Origin of the sequence: Gryllotalpicola sp. (assembly GCF_027352875.1) — a bacterium.
Lineage (GTDB): Bacteria > Actinomycetota > Actinomycetes > Actinomycetales > Microbacteriaceae > Gryllotalpicola.
Map to the genome: position 1 here is coordinate 24,287 of NZ_DAIEII010000043.1, position 19,996 is coordinate 44,282.

Sequence of the window (19,996 nt, forward strand, 5' to 3'; positions counted from 1 at the left end):
GAGGGTGACGTTGGGGTCGCCACCGACGCTGCGTATCTGCTTTCACGATACGGCGCCTCTGTTCGGTCCTCTGGCGAGAGTTCGAGGCACGCGAGCGTTACCGTGTCGGGGCGAGGTTGCTTTCCCGCCAGCGCGCGGATGAGTGGACCGGTGCTCCCCTGCCCGGGGCTCCCCACGGCTGCACCGACTCGCGCAGCCGCAAGCCTTCTCGCATTGGGTGCACTAGCAGCAGCCCGCGTGGGCGGAAGCGTGACCGTGGATGTGGACTCAGTCGCGATCTTGCTCTTGCAGCCGCTGGTGTTGGCGCACTGGTATTCGGCACCACCACCGGTCCGGGTGACGCCGCTGCGTGTTGGCGAGGGATGGGCCGCGACGGAACTCGGAGCACCTGGCGATGCTGATCTGTTCACGCTCCTGCTCGAAACCGACTCGTTCACGGATGCCGAAGAACTCAGTGCCGCGGCGCAGGAGTGGCGCTTACCCGTTGTTCCGTATCGCAGGGCGCAGGCCGTTCAGCATTGGAGCCTTCGTCGAGCAAGTCGCCGAGAACAGTTCCATAGTGGTGCTCGCCAGTCCGAGGAACCTCTTGCCGCCACACAGGCCCTGGCTGGGGTCAAAGTGGTGGATGTCACGGCGATGTGGGCAGGCCCGCTGTGCACATGGCTGCTCGCCCAGCTCGGCGCCTCAGTCGTATCCGTGGAATCCGATGCCCGGCCGGATGGGATGCGGGCGCCGCACGGCGGAGGGATCTACCCGGGAGGAATACTAGAACCGGGCGTGAATGATCGGTCGGCGATGTTCATATCCCTGGCGGCTGGGAAAGAGCGTGCGAATCTCGATCTTCGGGTCAAGGATGACCGAGAAGCGTTCGCACTCGCTTGTGCGCAGGCAGATCTTCGAGTGGATAGCCTGTCCCGCCGCGCTCGGGAGAATCTGGGGATCGACGACCAGAGCGAGTCCGGTCATGGACCAGCGATAGTGCATCTCCCGGCCTTCTCGAGAGGGCCTTCGCGTGATTGGGTGGCTTACGGCACGCAGGTTCATGCCATGAGCGGGTTGGCGTGGCCTGCCGGATCCGATGAGCCAATACCTGCGGCCACAGCGTATGTCGATGGACTCGGAGGCATTGCCGCAGCCTTGGCGTCGGTAGTCGCGTTGTACTCCGCGGCGCAGCAACCGCAGGCTCCGATACTGACGGCGAGCCTTATGGATGCGGTTGACGCTCTTCCGGCCGATCGTGATCACGGTGCACTTCTTCGAGCCGACCCGGTACCGCGGGTGGCGGAGCTTGCGGAGGCGCATAAGGCTCGCGCCGTGGAACTGCCCGTGGCCGGGGTATCCCTACGTCACCCCGCTTCGCCTTTCGTATCGGCGTGAGGTGGAATAGGTATGTTCGAACACATGGGCGAAATCGACGAGGTTGTTCGCGTGCAATTCGGAGAGGACGGGGTAGCCGAGATTGTGCTGTCCCGGCCGGAGAAGCTCAACGTGGTGAACCTGCGGATGCGTGACGCACTTATCGAGGCCTTTAGTGCCGTGCGTGATTTTCCCGAGCTCGGTGCGCTTGTACTTCGCGCAGAGGGTGCCCATTTCTCGGCCGGGGCAGACATCGGCGAGTTCGGCAACGCGGAGTCCATCTTCGAGGCTCGTCGTATTCGGTGGGATCGCGACCCGTGGTACCTCTTGTGGACGCTGCCGGTGCCGAAGGTCGTCGCGTTGCACGGCTACGCGCTAGGGTCTGGGCTGGAGATGGCACTGCTCTGTGATCTGCGCATTGCCGCTCACGGTACGAGAGTGGGTCTGCCGGAAAGCAAGCTCGGGATGCTGCCAGCGGCCGGTGGCACCCGCTCCATCAGCGCGTGGGTGACGCCATCGAAAGCGCTTCCCTTCATCATGGCGGGCGAACCAATCGACGCCGTACAGGCGCAGATCCTGGGCATCATCGATGAAGTGCTCCCGGAGGGGGCCGACGTGGACGAAAAGGCGTTGTCTTACGCACGTCGCCTGGCCGCGTTGCCCCGGGTTGCGGTGCGCGCCGCACTGAAGGCGGCCAAGGCCGCCCGTGAGTTGCCACTCCGCGAAGGTCTCGCCGCTGAGCGCAGGCTGGCGTACTTGACTGGCCAGTTCAAGTACGACTAGCGTGAAGTCACAACTCAGAGTGGAGATATTACTAAATGGAGCATGGCAACGAATTGGTCGGAAAGGTCCTGGGAACAGTGACGTTTCCTATTGAGGCGGGCAAGGTGCGCGAGTTCGCCAAGAGCATCCAAGACCCCAATCCTGTCTATCGGGACTCTGCTGCGGCCGCGAAGGCTGGGTTTTCGGCAATTCCAGCCCCGCCGACATACACTGTGGTCGCTGCGCACTTTCAGGAGGGCGACGGTACGTTCTCGTCGCTCGGGCTGGACTTGGCCAGGGTTCTCCACGGCGAGCAGCAGTGGACCTTTCACCGGACACCCGTGGTGGGTGATGTCCTCACCGGCGAGACCAAGGTAGTAAGCGTGGAGCAAAAGCCCGGTGGTCGCGGCGGCGTGATGACCTTCGTCAAGCTGGGGACCGAGTATCGGGACCAGAACGGGCAGCCTGTTGTTACTGAAGAGTCGACAGTCATTGAGACGGCCGCTGTCGTCGGAGGCGGCGAAAAATGAGCAATGAGACAATGAAGCCGTTGAGGGCAGCTGAAGCAGTGGTTGGATTGACCTCTCCCGTTTATACTGTTGGGCCGATCACTCGTACTGACATCGTCAAGTACGCCGGTGCGGGTGGCGACTTCAACCCCATCCACCACGATGAGGCCTGGGCATTGTCCATCGGGCTTCCGTCGGTATTCGCGATGGGCCTGTTCCAAGGGGGCCTGTCGTCACGGCTGGCATCTGACTGGATCGGTCTGAAGAATCTGACAAGTTTCGGAACGCGTTTTCGCAGCCAGGTGTGGCCCGGCGAAGTGCTGAAGATTCAGGGCGAATTGACTGAGGTGGAACCCGGGCCGGACGGCACCGCAGTCAAGGCCAAGATCACCGTCACCAATGAAGATGGCACCGACGTCAAAGTCCAGGCGTGGGCGACCGGAGTCCTCGCGCGCTAGCAAGTCGCGGCTCGTCGTGGCCGCAACATCCCGAGTAGAGAGAGTTGTAGTAGATGCAGTTCGAACTTAGTGACGAGCAGCTGGAGTTCCAGAAGAGCCTGCGGCGGATGATCTCCGATCGCTCTCCGATCAAGAGTGTCCGGGAGGTCGTCAAGACCGAGGCCGGATGGGATGAGGGCTTGTGGAAGCAGTTCGCCGAACAGGCGGGCCTGCCCGCGTTGCTGGTGCCCGAAGAGTACGACGGCGCAGGGGCAACACTGGTGGAGGCCATGATCGTCATGGAGGAGCTCGGCCGCGGCATCGTCCCTTCGCCGTTCTTTGCAACCACGGCGTTCGGTGTGGTTCCGATCCTGACGTTTGGCTCGGAGACGCAGAAGCAGGAGCTGCTCCCGAGCATCGCTGCAGGCGAAGTCACCCTGACGACAGCCCTCACCGAGCCTTCCGGCAACTGGGGACCGGACGGCGTCGAGATGGTTGCGGTCGGAAGTGGAGAAACCGCCACCCTGAGCGGTACGAAGTCGTTCGTCATCGACGGCCACACGGCGGACAAGGTCATCGTGGTCGCGAAGTCCGGAGATCAGTACGGACTGTATATCGTTGACGGCGATGCATCGGGCCTCACTCGCACGAAGCAGACGACACTTGACCTGACGCGTCCCATGGCGACGCTCGAACTAGACAATGTTTCGGCGACTGCTCTCGGCGAGCCGGGTAGCTGGGACCGCATCTCGCATGTGCTCGACGTGGCTGCAACGCTTCTTGCTGCAGAAATGGTCGGTGCGATGGAGGCCTCGATGACCATGGCGGTTGAATACGCCAAGGTTCGTAACCAGTTCAGTCGCGCGATCGGCTCGTTCCAGGGAATCAAGCACCGTCTTTCCGAGATGGCAGTTGAGTTGGACACCGCACGTGCTGCTACCTGGTATGCGGCGTACGTCGGCGCTGAAGGACAGGATGAGTTCCCGACCGCCGCGCTCGTGGCTAAGGCGACTGCGGCAGCTGGCTTTGCTTTCACTGCTTCCTGGACTGTGCAGGTCCACGGTGGTATCGGCTTCACCTGGGATCATGACGCACAGCTGTACTACCGCAAGGCCAAGTCCACCGAATTGTTGCTCGGTTCGACGACTGACACTTGGCTAGAACTGGCGGACCGACTCGGAGTCTGATCGCAGCCTCGCGGCGGTCCTCCCGCTGAGAATCGAGTGACTCAAGGAACAGAGGTATTGCGTGGCGTCGTTGTTGGATCTTCTCAATGTCGAACCGAAAGGAAGCGACGCTTTTGTCGGGTCCTCCTCGGGAATGATCCAGCACTTGTTTGGTGGTCAGCTCGTCGGACAATCTGTGGTGGCTGCGGGCAGGACCGTTGAGGGGCGCGAGGTCAACTCACTGCACGGCTACTTCCTGCACGCTGGCGATGGTCGTCGTCCTGTTCACTATGAGGTGCAGCGGACTCGAGATGGGCGGTCCTTCAGTTCCCGCCGGGTAGTGGGGTTGCAGGACGGTCATCAGATCTGGGTTGCGGATGTGTCGTTTCACACGGGTGAACCGGGGTTTGAGCACGCCGAGGAACAGCCCTCCAATCGTGCGCCGGACGAACTCCCCTCGTTCATGGAGGGGATGCGGTCCACTATGGGCTTCGGCACCGAGTGGGACGACTTCGACATCCGATGGGGCGGACCCTGGCCGCCGATGGGCCATGTGCCCGAGGGCCTGCCGCCGCACAATCAGTTCTGGTTCCGGTTCACTAAGGACCTACCTGAGGATCCGGTTCTCAATGCGGCGGTGCTGGGCTATGTTTCAGATCTTTCATTCCTGACACCTGTCCTGCTACCTCATGGTGCCTTTATGTGGTCCCCCGGGATTCGGGCGACCTCACTCGATCATGCAATGTGGTTCCACCGTCCGTTCTCGGTGACTGAGTGGCTGCTCTATGACCAGTATTCTCCGGTCGCTTCACGTGGGCGAGGCTTCGCTATCGGCGGCATCAGTGCCACCGATCGCGGGCGCGTCGTGAGTACTGCTCAAGAGGGTATGTTCCGCTCGAAGACATGAGGGTTCAATGACTGTCATAGACCCTCGGCCGGTGGCTCTGGTCACCGGAGCATCGCGCGGCATAGGGAAGGCGATTGCCCTGGATCTTGCCGGCGCCGGTTTCAACGTGGTCGCCGGCTATTACGGGGATCGTCAGGGCGCGGAAGCGACTGTGACGGAAGTGGTGGAGTCAGGCGGATCCGCGATCTCGGTCGGAGCTGACTTGCGTGAGTTGAGCGCCGGCGAGAGGTATGTCCAGGCAGCGCTCGACCGCTTCGGACGCCTGGACGCGCTGATCAATAACGCTGGCATCGCTCGCGATCACCGCATCCGGCGTATGACCGACGCGGACTGGGCCGATGTTCTTGCCGTGGACCTTGGAGGTGCCTTCAGTTGCTCCCGCGCAGGAGCTACCGCACTTGCCGAGTCGCCGAGAGGTGCTATCGTCAACGTCTCGTCGATCGTGGGGATGGGCGGGAATGTCGGGCAGGTCAACTACGCCGCCGCCAAAGGTGGTCTTTTGTCGCTGACGAAATCGCTCGCCCGCGAGTTCGCGCCGGATGGCATCACCGTGAACGCCGTCGCGCCAGGCTTCGTGCTCACCGATATGACCTTGGCTTTACCTGCGGAGATCATCGAGGCCAATATCTCAGCGACACCCTTGGCGCGCCCCGGGGAACCTGAGGACATCGCATCCGTGGTGGCGTGGCTGGTCTCACCTGCAGCGCGCTTCGTCACCGGTGCGGTGATCCCTGTGGATGGCGGTCTGTCTTTATGACGGCTCCACACCGAGGCGTTCACTCGGCAGGGTAGCTGCGGAGATAGTCGACGTGCATCGCCGTTTGGGCGACAGCGGAGAGTCGCATGAACCCGTGAAGGTTCGCCCAACCGGCCGTCCAGTGCACCTTCTCGGCAGCGCGCCACAAAGTGATGTCGGGTTCAGAAAGCAGGATGGACCGCACTTCGTCGGAGCGCCGCCGATGATGCCCTGCCGTTTCTTCGATGCGGTCGGGCAGTCCCTGGAAGGAATACCCGTGGCCCGGGTGAACCATGTCGACATCCAGGCGAGTGAGCGCTTCTAATGAGTCGAAATAGCGTGCGAGAGGGTTCTGGCGCGAAGACTGGGGTCCGCCGCTCAGCCCAATACCAGGGTGCACCATTGGCAACAGCGTGTCACCGCTAAACAGGGACCGCGTGTCCTCGTCGTAGAGGCAGATGCTGCCCTCCGTGTGCCCGGGCGTGTGCAGCACGCGTACCCGTCGGCCGGGAATGTCGAGCACATCGTCATGCTCGAGGCGAACGTCGGCTCGCGCGCTTATCTCGTCCTTCAGTTGTCGCTGTCTCCACAGCTCGATGTAGAGCTTTGTTCGTTCCGCCCACGGCGCGCCCCACGAGCGAAGCCGCTTGGAAAAGCCCACTGCGATAGACATCGACGGCCCGCTCTCGGTCGCGTCAGCTTCAGCTCGGTGCATAAGGATAGGCGCCCCGCTCTGCGACTGCAGCCAAGACGCGAGCCCGGTGTGATCCGGATGAAGGTGGGTAGACACGATGGTCTTCACATCCGTGAGACGTTTGCCGATCTGGCCGAACGACGCCTCCAGCCTTGTGCGATTGTCTACTGTGTTCCAGCCCGGATCAATGACATGCACCGACCCCCGGTCGTCAAGGACGAGATAGGTATAGGTGTGTCTAACGTACTGGTCGCCCTTCAGGGGCAACGGTGCCGCCCACACGCCCTCTTCGACCTGCAAAGTGTCGGGAAGATGATGACTTACCCACGCTTCAAACTGACTGTGATTAGGCTGTAGGCTCACTGGCCCAGGCTACCGGCCTGGGCTTCTACCTCGTTGTCCAGCGTCTCGGCCCCGGCCCGTCGGCCCAGTCCGGCGAGCGAATCGCCAAGTCGAGGCGCTTCGATGCGGAGGCGCCGTTGGGGGAGACCCCCCGCACGCTCGGACGGGGCCCGAGCAGGAACTTCGCCCACTCGCCGACCGGGGATTGAGCCGATCGATTGGGCCCGCAGCATCGGTGACATGCCGGTGTCTCTCACACTTTTATTCAGCGGTTTCCTGCAACAGAGTCGTCAGCGCTGAGTCCACCGAGCACCAGAGCAGTGATCTGGCGGCTCGCAGAATCCAGTGTGAGACTGGGGTGAGGTCGAAACCACCGGGCCGACCATCCCGTGATGCCGATGATCGCTTGCGCGGCTACTACGGGCGCGATGTCATCCCGTATTACGCCGGCCTGCTGACCGCGTTCAATGAGGCCGCTCACGTTCGCCACGAAGGCCCTCATCCAGGCTTGATATGCGTCGTCGAGATCTCTGGGGAGTTCGCGTTGGTCGCCATAAATGACGCCGTAGTAGTCGCGATACATCATTGACAAGCGGATCTGCCCATCGATGAGGCACGTTACCCCCTCGAGGGGGTCGGCCTTGGAAAAGGCCTCTGAGACGACGGTGTCCGCACGGTGGAGGACGCGCTGGAAGACCTGGCCGAGCAGGAAACCCTTGCTCTTCGCGTGTGCATACAGAGTCGGCTTCGCGATGCCCAGTTCACTGGCGATCATTTGCATTGTGGTGTTCTGATAGCCGTGCAGATGAAACAGATTGGCCGCCACTCGGACCATTGTCTCGAGGTCGGGTGTTTTGGCTCTGCGTGCGGTCATTGCCAGCGTCTCATCCACGCCGAACAGGCTCGCGGTACGGACTTGACTATCTGGCATGTTGCACATCCTCCGGTCGGTCTGCATTTGCGCCAAGAAAACTGCAAATATTGGTTTCTGCTGGAACTGACGGCCGTCGCGGCCCTGTCCGTCTGCTCCTGGTTGGACCCTTCCTCCGCAGTGAGCTGGCGCATGGAGGCCTTCCGAGGCGCCTGTCTCGCCGGCGTCAGGCACCGGCCGAGTGCGGGTACCCCCAGTACCCGAGTAGCGAGAACTGTACCCATGGGGTAGATTACTCGAGAGAGAACTCCCAAGCGAGCACGACGACGATGCCGAGCGTATGCATCGTCGGGGCCTCGCGGAGCGCCAGGCAATACAGCAAATTTCCGATGGAGGAATGTCGTGGGACGTCTAAATAACCGTGTCGCCGTTGTTACCGGAGCGGGTGGCGGAATTGGCGCTGAGATCGCGAAACTGTTCGCGAGCGAGGGCGCGAAGGTCGTGGTGAACGATCTGGGGGCACAGGTTGATGGGACGGGTGCAAACGTCGGGCCCGCACAAGGGGTAGTCAACGAGATTATTGCGAACGGGGGCGAGGCGGTCGTAAACGGCGGCGATGTCAGCGATTATGACTCCGCCGGCGGAATCGTGCAGACCGCGATCGACACGTTTGGCAAGCTTGACATTCTTGTGAACGTCGCTGGAATCCTTCGTGACCGAATGCTGGTCAACCTGAGCCCGGAGGACTGGCAGGCGGTGCTGAACGTGCATTTGACGGGCACTTTCAACACGAGCAAGCACGCTGCGGTGTACTGGCGCGAGCACCGTGGAGAGGGTCAGTATCGGCTGATCAACTTCACGTCTGGGGCAGGACTCTTCGGCGCGCCCGGACAGCCCAACTACGCGGCGGCCAAGCTGGGAATCGTCGGCTTCACTCTTTCGTGCGCACACGCGCTCGACCGCTACGGCGTCACTTCGAACGCGATCGCACCCGCGGCATCGACGCGCATGACCGGCACCATTCCGCCGGAACGCGCCGCCGAGATGGGCATCAATCTCGCCGACTTGGCTCCGTCCGCGATCGCCTATCCGGTGACCTACCTGGCCAGTGAGGAGTCGAGTTGGCTGAACGGCCGCGTCGTGGGCGCGCAGGGCGGCCGAGTCACGCTCTACGAGAACTACCACCCCGAATCGGTGCTGGTTTCTCAAGACCCCTGGACCATCGATGGGATCTTCGAATCGTTCCCCCGCGCGTTCCACCCCGAGAAGCAGGGCCTTGCGGGCATCGCCTGACGCATCTGCCCAACTGGCTATACGAAGGTTGGAACAAGGAACATGACTGAGAGAAACGCCTCAATCGTCGGCATCCACGAATATCCAGATCGGTTGGTACCAGGAAAGTCCGCCCTTCAGATCAAGGCGGCAAGTGCTTCCGCCGCGCTCGAGGACGCGGGCCTTACCTGGAAGGATGTGGACGCCGTCTACGACTCGGGTGACGCCAGCAGCTTCCCGGGGCTGGGAATTCAGGAGTATTTCGATCTGCACCCCCGCATCACGGACACGACGGCTGTCGGTGGCAGTTCGTTCGAGTTCCACGCCGGCCATGCTCGTGACGCGATTCGCGCTGGTCGGGCGAATGTAGCGCTAATCACCTACGGATCGACGGCGCGTAGCCAGGCATTCGCGATCGGCACCGGAACCGGTGCCATCGGCGGGGCGAAAGATCCGGCGGCGAACATGGAAGTTCCGTGGGGGCAGACGCTGATTTCGAACTATGGGATGGTCGCCAACCGTCATATGCACCAGTACGGCACGACTCCCGAGCAATTGGCAGCGATCTCGGTCACCACTCGCGCGCATGCGATGCGCAACCCGGACGCTGTGCGGGCCATGACCGATCTCAGGTTCCGGGACATCGGTGAAATCACGGTCGAGGATGTGGTCAACGGCAAGATGATCGCTGATCCGCTGCATCGGCTGGAATGCTGCATGATCTCGGACGGCGGCGGCGCCGTGGTCATCGCCTCGGAGGAGGTTGCCAAGAGCACCCGCAAGAAGCCGGTGTGGATCCTTGGCGCCGGTGAGGGGATCGGATTTGTCGACAACAAAAATGACATCACGATCTCCGGCGCAGCGCAGTCCGGGCCGGCGGCGTTCAATGAGGCGGGACTGCGCCCGGATCAGATGGACGTCGCGATGATCTACGACTCCTTCACGATCACGGTGCTGACCTGCCTCGAGGATCTCGGCTTCTGCAAGAAGGGCGAGGGCGGTGCATTCGTGGAAGGAGGGCGGCTGCGGTGGGACCGACTCGGAGCCCCTGCACTAAACACGGACGGCGGCGGGCTGTTCTCGAATCACCCGGGCATGCGCGGCATTTTTCTTCTCATCGAAGCGGTCAGGCAGCTGCGGGGCGAGTCCACCTCGCAGAGGGAAGGCGCCAAGTACGCAGTCGCCCATGGCAATGGCGGACGGCTCGGAGCCGTCCATGCCGGCGGCACCATCATCCTGGGAAACTGATCGGAACGGGGTATATCGTGTTCGATGAAATCATGGAGCAAGCGCCTACACTCCTGCCCAGTCTTGATGAGCCGGACACCGCGCAATTCTGGAAGTCGACGGCGGAGCACAAGCTGACCTATCAGGTATGCACCAAGTGCGAAGGAATCGTCTTTTATCCGCGGTCGCACTGCGTTCACTGCCTCAGTCTGGATCTCGAGTGGCGTGAGTCCGCCGGTAAGGGAACGCTGTATACCTACAGTGTTGTACGCGACAACAGGATGCCTGGATTCGCGGAATTGGTGCCCTACGCTGTTGCATACGTAGATCTTGACGAGGGCTTCCGGATGCTGACAAGGCTGACGAACGTCGATGTCGATGCGGTCTCCATTGGAACCCGGGTGAGGGTAGCGTGGAACGACAAGGAGACAGTATCTTTGCCCGAATTTGAACCCATCGGTTAAGCGTTGGACGGCACCGATTTGACTCGCGCGGGCGTAGTCGCGCGACATCCGTATACCACTGGTAGGGCCGGGCTTGGGCGTTTCCGAATGGACTGCCATCTCCACACGGTCTACTCCGGGGATGCGGTCACCACTCCGGAGCAAATGCTTCAGTGTGCGCGTTCGGCCGCCCTGGATGTCATTGCCGTTACCGATCACCACGTTGTGGACACGGCGAAGCGAATGCAGGAGATGGCTACCGATTACGGGGTGCGGGTTGTGGTCGGCGAGGAGATCCGCACGCCTCTCGGTGAGATCGTGGGGTTGTTCCTTACCGAGCGAGTCCCCTATGTTCTGCCTCTTTCAGAGGCGGCAGCGCGCATTAGGGATCAGGGCGGCGTGGTCTACGTTCCCCATCCGTTCGATCCGGTTCGATCTGGGCTGGGTCGGCGTGGGCTCGATCAGCTTGCTGAGTCCGGCCTGCTCGACGTCGTCGAGATCTACAACGCCAAGGTACCTGACGAGTCTGTCAACGAACTCGCGCTGGCGGCCGCCGCCGAATTTGGCGTGCCGGGTGGTGCCGGCTCTGACGCGCATGATCCCGAGGGGATCGGTGCTGTCTTCATGGAATTGGATGAGTTCTCGGACCGAGACGGATATATCCGGTCCCTGCACGGTGCCTCAATAAAAGGGCACCGGTATGCTCACAGCAGACGGTTTCGAACGAGTGCGGATATAGAGCACGAATCCGCGTGAGGAACCGTCGACATGATGAAAGGACGCAACAATGGATCTGACGTACCCGCCTGAGGCCGAGGAGTATCGCACTCGCGTTCGCGGGATTATCGAGGGTGCCGTGCCTTCCGGATGGAAGGGTCTCGGAGCGATCTCTGATGAGGCTGAGCGCAAAGCTTTCATGAAGCACTGGCGGAAGGTGCTCGCTGACGAGCAGCTGCTTGCCGTGTCTTGGCCGAAAGAGTACGGCGGACCGGGGCTGAGCGCGATCGAGCAGGTAGTGATCGCCGAAGAATTCGCTCGGTATGGGGTGCCGTCCGGGGATGAGAACGACATGTTCGGCATCAACCTTCTGGGCAACACGCTTACCGTCTGGGGCACCGATGCGCAGAAGGCTCACTACCTGCCTCGGATTCTCTCCGGCGAGGACAGGTGGTGCCAGGGGTACTCGGAGCCCGGTGCGGGTTCTGACCTGGCTGGCCTGCGGACCAGCGCTGTGTTGGAAAACGGGGAATGGGTGGTCAACGGTTCGAAGATCTGGACCTCGGCCGGTCACCTGGCTGACCACATCTTCACTCTGGTGCGCACCGATCCCGATGCTGAGAAGCACCGCGGTATCAGCCTCCTGCTGATCCCGATGGACCAACCAGGGGTCGAGGTGCAGCCGATTATCAACATGGCTGGCGGGCACATCTTCAATCAGGTCTTCTTCACCGACGCACGCACGGCGGAAGAGAACATCGTCGGCCCGGTGAATCAAGGGTGGAAGGTCGCCATGACCTTGCTCGGCTTCGAGCGCGGTTCCGGCGCTACCACAGACGCCATCCGCTTCAAGAACGATCTTGACAGGTTGTTCGAGCTCGCAAAGACGACGGGGAAGAACAAGGACCCCAAGGTTCGGGAGCTCCTCGCTTGGTGCTATAGCCGCGTCGCCATCATGCAGGCCCGTGGCTACCAGACGCTGACGAAGTTCCTCAAGGGCGAAAACCCGGGGGCGGATGCAGCGATTGCAAAGTTGGTGTGGAGCGAATACTTCCAGCGCTACACCGAACTTGCACTGGAGATCCTCGGAATGGACGCGATCGCTCCGTCCGGTGTGGGAGCAGGCGGTGCTCTTCAGACTGCAGACGTGGGCACGCCCAATACCTCCCAGGCCTGGGTGGAAACGGCGTTGTCGGCAAGGGCCGCCACCATCTATGCGGGAACCTCTCAAGTTCAGCGAAACATCATCGGTGAGCAGTTGCTCGGTCTTCCGAAAGAGCCAAAGTTAGATAGCGGTCCGTTCCGGGATCTTGTTAACGTTTGACGGAACGACCAGAGGGGCGGCCTTACGCCACCCCTCTGACTAAGCCAGCGCATGGCACAGCCAGTACCTCAATTTCAGCCCCATAGCGAAAGAAGCGATGATGCTTTTTGAAGGAATCCGAGTGCTAGAGATAGGCGGCGGAATAGCCGCCGACTATGCGACGAAACTATTCGCAGACTACGGCGCCGAGGTGATCAAGATCGAGCCGCCCACGGGTGACCCGGTTCGCGGGATGGCCCCGTTCATCGGCAACGTGCCGAATGAGAATGGCTCGGCCGTGTTCTTGCATACGAACACGAGCAAGAAGTCTGTCGTGCTCGACCTTGAGGGTCAGCCGGCTCGTGACACTCTGCTGAAGCTGGTCGCGACCGCAGACGTCGTCGTCGAGTCGCTCAAGCCCGGCGCACTCGCTGCAATGGGGCTCGGCTTCGACGACCTGGTGAAGGTCCAGCCGAAGCTTGTGATGACAAGCGTCACCCCGTTCGGGCAGGACGGGCCGTACGCGCAGTATGAGGGCTCGGAACTCATCTATTACGGCATGGGTGGACCGATGGCGGGCAACGGCTCCGAGGACGATGTGCCGGTCAAGCTGGGTGGATACATGTCCGTCTACCAGACTGGGAACACGGCAGCCACTGCCACCATGGCTGCGTTCCTCGTAGCAGAGGGTCAAGGTGAGCCGGTGCACGTCGACATCTCGGGATTCGAGACCGGCTTGAGCTCCTCTGATCGGCGCACCACGTTCCTGCTTGCCCATGCCTACAACGGTGAGGTGACCGGCCGTGGGAACGTGTTGGGAGGTATCCTGCCCAATGGCGCATTCCCCACTGAGGACGGTTACGTACAGACGGTTGTGACTCAGGCGTGGTTGCCGCGAATGATGGCAGCCCTCGCAGACGATGATCTAAATGCCTACTTCGCAAAAGTGGCGCAGAACCCAGCGATGTTCGCGACGATGGAGACGAAGGAAGCGATCGACGAGGCATTGTATCCCTGGCTGCTCTCGCGTACCAAACAGCAGGCCATGGAGGACGCGCAACACAACAAGTGGCCCCTGACAGCGATCAAGACACCGACTGAAGTGATCGAAGATCCGCACTACAAGGCGCGTGGGTTCTTCACCGAGGTGACGCACCCGATTGGTACCGTTGTCCATCCCGGGGCCCCGTTCGAAATTGACGGCGGGTGGGCGCCTTCCGCAGCACCGCGGCTCGGTGAACACACCGACGCCATCCTGTCCACGTTTTCCGGTTGAGTCCCCGTAACCGATAGAGCTATACGAAGGAGTATCATGGCTCATCTTCCTCTTGAAGGGCTCCGCGTCCTTGACATAACCGTGGTCTGGTCCGGTCCGACCGTCACAATGTTGTTGTCCGATCTCGGCGCCGAGGTCATCCGCGTCGACAACCCGTGGCTCTTCCCGAGCAGCACTCGCGGTCTGGTGGTTCGTCCCACCGAGGCGCAGATGGAAATGATGGGAACGATGGGCCGGGCCTACCCCGACGGTCAGACCGGCGAACGCCCGCAGGACCGCCACGCGATGTTCAACTGGCATGCGCGTGGTAAGAAGCTCATGACGCTGGACCTGCGCAAGGAGTCCGGACGCGAGATCTTCATCGAGTTGGCCAAGATGTCGGACGTATTCGTGGAGAACAACAACGTCGCCGTGCTGGGAAACTTGGGTATCGATTGGGAGACCCTTCACGAGGCCAATCCCAGGCTCATCCTGTTGCGCATGCCTCCTGCCGGCATCGGCGCACCATATTCTTCCTATCTGGGATTCGGCGCACACTTCGAGGCGTTCTCGGGGATCACCGCTGTCCGCGGCTACGCCGACAGCGCGCCGGCTACGACGACCAGCGTGTTCCAGATGGACCCGGCCGCAGGGTCCATCGGCGCTTTTGCCGTGATGGCGGCGTTGCGTCGTCGGGAGAAGACGGGGCAGGGTGAGATCGTCGTGCTCCCTCAAGTGGAGAACGAGATGAACCATATCGGTGAGATGTTCATCGATGCCGCAGCCAACGGGTACGACAACCCGCCACTGACCAACCGCGACCGCAACTTCGTGCAAGGCGCTTATCCGACCAGCGAAGACGATCGATTCGTGACCATCACAATCCGGGACGATGGTGAATGGCGCCGTGCGGTCGAGGCGATGGGCAATCCCGACTGGGCAGGTGACGACCGGTTCTCCACTCAGGCGGGCCGACTTGCCGCGCAGGACGACATCGATGCGGCGATCGCGGACTGGACTCGGTCGCGGACCCGTCAGGAGGTGTTCAGCGCCCTGCAGAGCGTGGGCGTGCCCGCTGGACCGGTCATGCTCGAAGACGACGTGTTTGCTGATCCGCATGTGAAGGCTCGCGGGTTCCTCCGCGAGAACACCGGGTATGCAACTGGTACTCATCTGTATCCCGGACATCAGTGGAAGTGGAGCGGTCCCGAAATGAAGTGGGAACCGATCGGTGGTCTGGGGATGGACAACGAGTATGTCTACAAGGGGGTCCTCGGGTTCAGCGACGAACAGTACGCGCAGGCTGAGCGCGACGGCCATATCGCGACGTCGTACTTGGATCCGGCTGGTAACCCGCTCTAATCGTTCACCCACGCGTAGCCCCATGGAGGTTTTGTGAATCTGTCATTTGTTGTCGATATCCCCGCAATGATCGTGCCCGACGGGACGGCAGTCATCGGAGACGAGTTGGCAGTCTCCGGAGATGAGCGCAAAGAGACATACCAGGAAATCAGGGACAATTCGGCGCGCCAGGCCGCGCTATTCGAGTCGCTAGGGGTTAAGCGCGGGGATTCTGTGGGTCTGCTCGCAACGAACAAGATCGGCACCCTTCACGCATTCTTTGGCGTCCTGATGGTCGGCGCCACCGTGGTGCCAATGAACTATCGAGCACGCGGAAGCGAACTGAGCCACTTGGTGAGCGACTCGGGAATATCGCTGATGATCACCGAGGACCGCTACGTCGACAGCATCGTCGACGCCGGGATCACCCGTGACAGGATTCTGACCCTCGAGGAGGCGAAATCCCGAGCTGCTCACCTTGAGCCGAAGGCCGAATCTGCCGAAGTCGAGGACTCGGACGTTGCCATCATGCTCTACACGAGCGGTACGACCTCCCTGCCCAAGGGCGTCTTGCTCACCCACGGTGGTTTCACTCAGTACGTCATGAGTCAGGGGGAGGCAGCTGACGGGGACTTCCATGGGAGAGTCGCTCTTGCCGCTCCCTTGTACCATATCGCCGGGTTGTCAGCGTTGAATGTCTCGCTGTTCTCTGGGCGTGAGACGTACCTCTTCGATTTCGAGGCCGGGAAGTGGCTCGAAACCGTGCAGAATCGGAAGGTCACCCACGCATTCCTTGTGCCTTCCATGGTTTCGTTGGTCCTACGGCACCCCGACTTCGATCAGTTCGACTTGTCCAGTCTGGAAATGGTGACCTACGGTGCCGCCCCGATGCCGCCAGCAGTCCGTGAAGCCATGCTCGAACGCTTCCCGAAGAGCATCTCTTTCTCCAGCGCCTACGGGCAGACCGAAACCAACTCAACGGTGACAGTACTCGGTGCCGATGACCATCGCCTCGAGGGAACGCCGGAGGAGATCGCACTCAAACGGAACCGTCTTACTTCGGTGGGCAAGCCGCTGCCCGATGTTGAGATCCGCGTGATTGACGAGGAAGGGAATGTGGCTTCTCCCGGTGTGGCCGGAGAGGTGTACCTGCGAACCGGTCGAGCAATGACCGGCTATCGGGGAAAGGGCGGGGGCGCCCGCGTCATTCTGGACACCGAGGGCTGGGTCCACACTGGAGACCTCGGTTATCTCGACGAGGATGGCTATCTATTCCTCACAGGCCGGGCAAGCGACCTGATCATCCGGGGAGGCGAGAATATCTCCCCGAATGAGATCGAGGAAGTTCTGGAGCGCCACAATGACGTCGAAGAAGCGGTGGCCTTCCCAGTCGTCGATGACCATTGGGGTGAGCGCGTGGAGGCTGCAGTTCGCCTTGTGCAGGGAGCGACCGTGACCGAGGACGATCTCATCGAGATGTGCAAGGCATCCCTGTCCGGCGCGAAGAGGCCCGACCGCATTCACGTGGTGGAGGATTTCCCCCGCACCGCTACCGGAAAGGTTCTCCGCCGCCGACTGAGCGCAGAGTTCGCGCCGCCGCAGGTGGCGGATGTGGCGGGCTGAAGCCGGCCCGCTGCATTACCTGCGTGGACACTGGGTTCGCGAAGCGCGAAGCGAACTGATTGTCTCCAATGGGCGGATTCAGCAGATTCGGCCGCTGCGCCCCGGGCGGGATGCCGCCAGATCGGTAGTCCTGCCCGGGTTCCACGACTCTCATCTGCACCTGCGGGCCGCTGCCGCGGCAAAGCTCTCGGTCGATCTGAGTGCGTCGAGTTCCATCCCCGCTCTTCTCGCCTCCCTGCGAAGCCGCGCTGGAGACTTCGAGGGAAGGTGGATTCGGGGTTGGGGATGGGATGAGAGCACTCTCAAAGAGAGGCGTGCACCTACGATTGCCGAGATTGATTCGGTCACTGCATCCCAGCCTTGCGCTCTCCATCATCGGACTGGGAAAGTGGTTATCCTCAACTCGGCTGCATGGCGGATTCTGACCGATCCCGACAGCGGATCGAATTCCATAGAGGAGCCACTTCGCGCAGATGCGGCTCTGCTCCAAAAAATGCCACGTCAGCCCGAGAACTCAGTCGAGTCTGCTCTGGCGGACCTGTCCTGTGAGCTCGCGGCCGCGGGAGTGACGAGCGTGACGGACGCGACCGCGACAAACACGTGGGACGATATCGCGCGTATGGACGAATGGGTGCGGCGTGGCGTGGTGCGTCAGCGGGTCAATGCCCTTCTCGCCTTCGATCAGGTTTCGGCAGTGTCCGGGAGCGAAGGCGGTATGCAGACTCACGGTACGGTGCGGGTGCTCGGCGCCAAGGTGGCTGCGCCGGCCGACGGCATCGCTGAGCGCGTGCGCCATGTGCGTGGGTACGGCTGGCCCGTCGCCGTTCATGCCACCGAGCCCGATGAGCTGGAAGCGGCGTTGGCCGCGATCGAAGAGTGCGGTCCGCCGACGTGGGGGCGCGATCGCATCGAGCACCTGGGTCTGCCCCTGCCCGGTCATCTCGAGCGCATTCGGGCGGGGCGAATCGCTGTCACCACCAACCCCGCGTTTGTGACAGAGCGCGCACAAAAATATCGTGAGTTGCTGAGCGCAGTCGAGCAGGAGTGGCTTTATCCGCTGCGCAGCGTGTTGGCGCAGGGGATACCACTGGCAGCAGCCAGCGATCGCCCTGTCACTTCGGCCACTCCGCTGGGAACGATGGCGGCCGCTGTTCATCGCCGTCCTCGTGCCGGCGGAGCCGAACCGTTGGGCGCGGAAGAGCGAGTCACGCCTGACGAAGCGCTTGCGCTTGTCACCGACAGGGCCGAGGTGGATGGCTCAGCACTCGATCGGCAGGGCGGCCGCGGTTCGTTGGCCTCCAACCTGCACCTCAACGCTGACCTAGTACTCCTCAGTGATGACCCGCGACGGTTGCTGGAGGACACCAAGGTGCTGGCGACATTCGTCGGCGGGCACGCGATCTGGGGGTCGCCGGAGGTCGGCTGAGTGGGCAGCTGGGAGTTCGAATGTGCAAGAATGAAGAGTCCAGCGATAACCGGCATGAAAGGGCCCGACTGATTATCATGAACCAAGCGGGGAAGCGGATGAAGTGCGAAGTATGCGGCGCGGAACTGGTCGTGACCAAGGCGGGCGATGGCACATTGCAGTGCGACGACGTCGACATGGTACTCAAGTAGAATCCTCTGTTCTGCGATTTACCTCCTAGAGCTACAAGAAGATAGGCGACGATGCTGAAGGTCGGAAAGCGGTATACGTGTGAGACGTGCGGCACCCAGGTGCTGATCACGAAGCCCGGCGGTGAGACAGACCCCAAGTGCCATGGGGTGCCGCTCACAATGGAAGAGCCGAAGCAACTCGCATCGTCAGACTAGTTGGGGGCGCGCATAGTGGCGCGACTTGCAACTGCCCTTACCGCTCGAGCGCCGTTAGCTCAACTCATCGAGCAGGCGAAGCTTGTCGAGGGTCTTGGCTATGACCGGATTTGGCTCCCGGAGATAAGCGGGCGTGATTCTTTCGTAACCGGAGCGGTTGTGGCGACACAGACCAATTCCATCGATGTCGGTCTTGGGGTAGTACCTCTGCCTTCGCGCCCATTGCCCGCGCTGGAGATGGCGACGGCGGCTCTCGCAGAATGTGCGCCGGGGCGTATCGCTGTGGGGTTGGGGGCCGGCCACAGAGAGACAGCGGCAAGCCAATTCGGATGGCCCGGACCATCGACTCCCGAAGCGGTTGGCGACGCGGTCGTCGCGATGCGCGAAGCGATGCGAAGCGCAACGTTGCACCACCGTAGTGCTGCTGGCGAACCACTCATCCTCGAGTTGCGGGGGCAGCACGTGGAGACTCCGCCGGAACTGTTCATCGGAGCCCTCCGGCGACGAATGGTCACTGTTGCCGCGCGAACCGCGGACGGGATGCTTTTGAATTGGGTGACCGAGCATCGTGCAGCACGGCTGTGTGCTCTCGCTGCCGCGAACAGGACGGAGCGGCGTTTCACCGCTGCCGCATATGTGCCGGTTTGCGTCGTGGCCGGATCACAAGCTCGTGAGGAGGCATACCGTGAGGTTGCCGGCCAGCTCTCATCGTATCTGCAGCTCTCCGCCTATGGTGATTTGCTGGCGGATGACGGCTATGCGGACGATGTAGAGGCCGTACGCGCAGCCCGACGCGACGGACAAAATGCGGCGGCAGCGGTCAGTGCGAGACTGGTCGAGGCGGTGGCTCTGATCGGCGATGCGGACGAGGTGAAAGCCGGTCTGAGTCGGCTTCGTAGCGCTGGAGTTGATGAGCCGGTCCTCGCGCCGGTCACGGTCGGCGCGGATTCGGCGGCATCGCTGTTCGGCACGTGGGCTGCGCTGGCCGAGTGATGCGTGGGTGTGAGACACCTTTCATAAACGGGGGCTGAGGCTTTGGCGGTCTGACGACGGGCGTGATGCAGCCGTAGGTGACAGTTTCAGTTAGGCCGCGAGCTCTCGCGGCTGGCTCATTCTGTCCTCGTACTCGATCGGGGTCAATCCGCCGAGACGGTCTTGCTCGCGCTGCCGGTGGTATTTCCGCTCGATCCACACCACGATCGCCAGGCGGAGCTCCTGGCGGG

General features: G+C 61.9%; 20 protein-coding genes and 1 pseudogene. 18 read left to right on the forward strand and 3 right to left on the reverse strand.

Annotated features, from left to right (window positions below):
* The first annotated feature begins 636 nt into the window (after window positions 1-636).
* From M7D61_RS09855 to M7D61_RS04990, 7 genes are all read left to right on the forward strand, one after another.
* Entirely contained in the window at window positions 637-1,377 is a 741-nt protein-coding gene (locus M7D61_RS09855) for a CoA transferase (protein WP_366083767.1), read from the forward strand.
* A 24-nt stretch (window positions 1,378-1,401) separates the two neighbouring features.
* Window positions 1,402-2,139, forward strand: a complete 738-nt coding sequence (locus tag M7D61_RS04965; protein WP_298228188.1) for an enoyl-CoA hydratase/isomerase family protein — start codon at window positions 1,402-1,404, stop codon at window positions 2,137-2,139.
* A gap of 35 nt (window positions 2,140-2,174) precedes the next feature.
* On the forward strand, window positions 2,175-2,648 hold the full coding sequence (locus M7D61_RS04970; RefSeq protein ID WP_298228192.1) for a MaoC family dehydratase N-terminal domain-containing protein: 474 nt from the start codon (window positions 2,175-2,177) through the stop codon (window positions 2,646-2,648).
* Window positions 2,645-3,085, forward strand: a complete 441-nt coding sequence (locus tag M7D61_RS04975; protein WP_298228194.1) for a MaoC/PaaZ C-terminal domain-containing protein — start codon at window positions 2,645-2,647, stop codon at window positions 3,083-3,085. The genes M7D61_RS04970 and M7D61_RS04975 overlap by 4 nt, the downstream gene beginning before the upstream one ends.
* A 53-nt stretch (window positions 3,086-3,138) precedes the next feature.
* The gene (locus M7D61_RS04980; protein WP_298228196.1) at window positions 3,139-4,251 is read left to right on the forward strand and encodes an acyl-CoA dehydrogenase family protein; all 1,113 of its coding nucleotides are present in this window, start codon (window positions 3,139-3,141) and stop codon (window positions 4,249-4,251) included.
* A 61-nt stretch (window positions 4,252-4,312) separates the two neighbouring features.
* On the forward strand, window positions 4,313-5,137 hold the full coding sequence (locus tag M7D61_RS04985) for an acyl-CoA thioesterase domain-containing protein (RefSeq protein WP_298228198.1): 825 nt from the start codon (window positions 4,313-4,315) through the stop codon (window positions 5,135-5,137).
* A gap of 31 nt (window positions 5,138-5,168) precedes the next feature.
* Entirely contained in the window at window positions 5,169-5,894 is a 726-nt protein-coding gene (locus M7D61_RS04990) for a 3-oxoacyl-ACP reductase family protein (RefSeq protein ID WP_298228200.1), read from the forward strand.
* Window positions 5,895-5,913: 19 nt separating this feature from the next.
* On the opposite strand, the gene M7D61_RS04995 is transcribed toward M7D61_RS04990, so the two are convergent.
* Both M7D61_RS04995 and M7D61_RS05000 read right to left on the reverse strand, forming a co-directional pair.
* Window positions 5,914-6,930 (reverse strand): MBL fold metallo-hydrolase, encoded by a 1,017-nt coding sequence (locus M7D61_RS04995; protein WP_298228202.1) that lies wholly within the window; start codon window positions 6,928-6,930, stop codon window positions 5,914-5,916.
* Between the two features lie 244 nt (window positions 6,931-7,174).
* Window positions 7,175-7,840 (reverse strand): TetR/AcrR family transcriptional regulator, encoded by a 666-nt coding sequence (locus tag M7D61_RS05000; protein ID WP_298228204.1) that lies wholly within the window; start codon window positions 7,838-7,840, stop codon window positions 7,175-7,177.
* A 342-nt stretch (window positions 7,841-8,182) separates the two neighbouring features.
* On the opposite strand from M7D61_RS05000, the gene M7D61_RS05005 reads away from it, so the two are divergent.
* The 11 genes from M7D61_RS05005 (at window position 8,183) to M7D61_RS05050 (ending at window position 19,766) form a co-directional block, all read left to right on the forward strand.
* On the forward strand, window positions 8,183-9,073 hold the full coding sequence (locus M7D61_RS05005; protein ID WP_298228206.1) for an SDR family NAD(P)-dependent oxidoreductase: 891 nt from the start codon (window positions 8,183-8,185) through the stop codon (window positions 9,071-9,073).
* 42 nt (window positions 9,074-9,115) lie between these two features.
* Window positions 9,116-10,300 carry a thiolase domain-containing protein gene (locus tag M7D61_RS05010; RefSeq protein WP_298228207.1) on the forward strand — a complete coding sequence of 395 codons (1,185 nt, stop codon included), beginning with the start codon at window positions 9,116-9,118 and terminating at the stop codon, window positions 10,298-10,300.
* Between the two features lie 17 nt (window positions 10,301-10,317).
* Window positions 10,318-10,743: a Zn-ribbon domain-containing OB-fold protein gene (locus M7D61_RS05015; protein ID WP_298228209.1), complete on the forward strand. Its 426-nt coding sequence runs from the start codon at window positions 10,318-10,320 to the stop codon at window positions 10,741-10,743.
* An 87-nt stretch (window positions 10,744-10,830) separates the two neighbouring features.
* Entirely contained in the window at window positions 10,831-11,478 is a 648-nt protein-coding gene (locus M7D61_RS05020) for a PHP domain-containing protein (protein ID WP_298228211.1), read from the forward strand.
* A 31-nt stretch (window positions 11,479-11,509) separates the two neighbouring features.
* Entirely contained in the window at window positions 11,510-12,763 is a 1,254-nt protein-coding gene (locus tag M7D61_RS05025; RefSeq protein WP_298228213.1) for an acyl-CoA dehydrogenase family protein, read from the forward strand.
* Between the two features lie 100 nt (window positions 12,764-12,863).
* Window positions 12,864-14,018 (forward strand): CoA transferase, encoded by a 1,155-nt coding sequence (locus M7D61_RS05030; protein ID WP_298228225.1) that lies wholly within the window; start codon window positions 12,864-12,866, stop codon window positions 14,016-14,018.
* Between the two features lie 36 nt (window positions 14,019-14,054).
* On the forward strand, window positions 14,055-15,359 hold the full coding sequence (locus M7D61_RS05035; protein ID WP_298228215.1) for a CoA transferase: 1,305 nt from the start codon (window positions 14,055-14,057) through the stop codon (window positions 15,357-15,359).
* Window positions 15,360-15,425: 66 nt separating this feature from the next.
* Window positions 15,426-16,961, forward strand: coding sequence for a class I adenylate-forming enzyme family protein (locus M7D61_RS05040; protein WP_298228217.1), 1,536 nt, complete (start codon window positions 15,426-15,428; stop codon window positions 16,959-16,961).
* Window positions 16,948-18,387: an amidohydrolase family protein gene (locus M7D61_RS05045; protein WP_298228219.1), complete on the forward strand. Its 1,440-nt coding sequence runs from the start codon at window positions 16,948-16,950 to the stop codon at window positions 18,385-18,387. Before M7D61_RS05040 ends, M7D61_RS05045 begins: the two co-directional genes overlap by 14 nt.
* Before the next feature lie 98 nt (window positions 18,388-18,485).
* Window positions 18,486-18,578 carry a hypothetical protein gene (locus M7D61_RS09860; protein WP_363331885.1) on the forward strand — a complete coding sequence of 31 codons (93 nt, stop codon included), beginning with the start codon at window positions 18,486-18,488 and terminating at the stop codon, window positions 18,576-18,578.
* Window positions 18,579-18,788: 210 nt separating this feature from the next.
* Window positions 18,789-19,766: an LLM class flavin-dependent oxidoreductase gene (locus tag M7D61_RS05050; protein WP_298228221.1), complete on the forward strand. Its 978-nt coding sequence runs from the start codon at window positions 18,789-18,791 to the stop codon at window positions 19,764-19,766.
* Window positions 19,767-19,856: 90 nt separating this feature from the next.
* Here the strand turns inward: M7D61_RS05050 and M7D61_RS05055 are convergent.
* Window positions 19,857-19,996, reverse strand: a pseudogene (locus M7D61_RS05055) (IS3 family transposase); the annotation flags it as partial.